General features: G+C 55.0%; 1 protein-coding gene and 1 pseudogene. Both read right to left on the reverse strand.

The window, feature by feature from the left end:
* A pseudogene (locus AUR66_RS23005) lies at positions 1–385 on the reverse strand (hypothetical protein); the annotation flags it as partial.
* Between the two features lie 19 nt (positions 386–404).
* The coding region (locus AUR66_RS18710; RefSeq protein WP_231727975.1) for an FtsX-like permease family protein at positions 405–1,139 on the reverse strand (735 nt) is incomplete at its 5' end.

A 1,139-nucleotide genomic window follows, 5' to 3' on the forward strand; every position in this document is an offset into this window, starting at 1 on the left:
TCCGTCGCAGAAACAGCCCTTGGATTCCAAGGAGTATCGCAGTCACTGCGCTGACTTTCGTAGCGAATGCATCGGTGGTTCCATACTCAAGAAGCACTCGACGGGCAATCACAGCAGCAACGAGGCAGATAATCACACCAATTGTCGTCGCAAGTGGCTGGATTGCTCGAACCGGGAGTGAATCAGTCACTATCGAAACGACCGAGAGAAGTGATGCAAAGCCAAGCGTATCTGCCCGGGTTGTAAGTGGAATCCCACCGGTGTCAGCAACCATCTGGGCCAACCAGGCATAGTCGAATCCATCGAGTGTCGAAGGGTAGCCACTCCAATACAGCGGAAGCGCGCGAAGGACAAGCGCGAGAGCGACGCCTGCGAAGAGGACCAACAGACTGCGGCGACGTCTATCACTCATTGGCGTTGTGTTTTTCTCCTGTGGGAACCGGTATATGTCTATCCACTATGAGCGCCGACGGGTCACGGAACAGGAGGTAGCCTGTCGCCAAACACGAACTGGTGACGGCAAGGATGACACCAGAGAAAAGTAGACCACCCACAAGTGGGACCGAGAAATCCGGTGTGAGAGCAATTCCAAACACCCGGAGTTCACCAAGTTTGAGGAGTCCCAAAACAGTGGCTGTCGAAATCACGAGAGCAGCCATTGAAGCGACTCCGCCGATTTTGAGCGTGTCGACACAAACAACTCTCAGGATGTCAGATGGGCGTGCCCCAGTGGCACGGTATATGCCAATAGAATTGCGCACAGAGTGAATTGACCGTGTGAACGCTGCGGTAGTACTCCCGACAGTCATCACACTCATCAGTGCGATGATCGCTGCCAGAAGCACCTCGATATTCCCGAAGACGAGTTGGATGGCCTGCGTGACGCCGCCACCACTCGAATAGCGACCACTTTCAGCAAGGGCGACACCAAGACGGTCATCTCCCTGCACACGATATGTTTGTTCCAGTGCTGCAGCGCGATCGACCTGTGAGGTGACCGTATACTCACCTGCAGGCCGTTGTGGGAGAGTAATCGCAACCATCTGTGTTGTACCCGGTGGGAGTGACACCGTCTTTTCGTGTACAACACCCGGCCCACGCATTACCACCGTTGTGTTGAGGCGAGTCTGCCACGGGTT

It is taken from the genome of Haloferax profundi, from assembly GCF_001469865.1.
Taxonomy (GTDB): Archaea; Halobacteriota; Halobacteria; order Halobacteriales; family Haloferacaceae; genus Haloferax; species Haloferax profundi.